The organism is Lacticaseibacillus zeae DSM 20178 = KCTC 3804, assembly GCF_000260435.1.
GTDB lineage: Bacteria > Bacillota > Bacilli > Lactobacillales > Lactobacillaceae > Lacticaseibacillus > Lacticaseibacillus zeae.
Map to the genome: position 1 here is coordinate 1 of NZ_BACQ01000099.1, position 265 is coordinate 265.

General features: G+C 50.9%; 2 tRNA genes. Both read right to left on the bottom strand.

Annotated features, from left to right (window positions below):
* Window positions 1-33: 33 nt before the first annotated feature.
* Window positions 34-106 (bottom strand) — tRNA-Ala (locus GSO_RS15330).
* A gap of 34 nt (window positions 107-140) precedes the next feature.
* Window positions 141-214 (bottom strand) — tRNA-Ile (locus tag GSO_RS15335).
* Window positions 215-265: the final 51 nt, after the last annotated feature.

A 265-nucleotide genomic window follows, 5' to 3' on the forward strand; every position in this document is an offset into this window, starting at 1 on the left:
CGACTTGCGTCGGTGAATTGGCCTGACGGCCAATGGAGGATAACGGGATCGAACCGATGACCTCCTGCTTGCAAAGCAGGCGCTCTCCCAGCTGAGCTAATCCCCCATAAGGGTTGTTCAATTAACAAGCGAACGCTTGATGGGCCTAGATGGACTTGAACCATCGACCTCACGCTTATCAAGCGTGCGCTCTAACCAACTGAGCTATAGGCCCGATAGGCGTAAAAAGAGAGGTCATCCTCTCAAAACTAAACAAAGTTTCGTA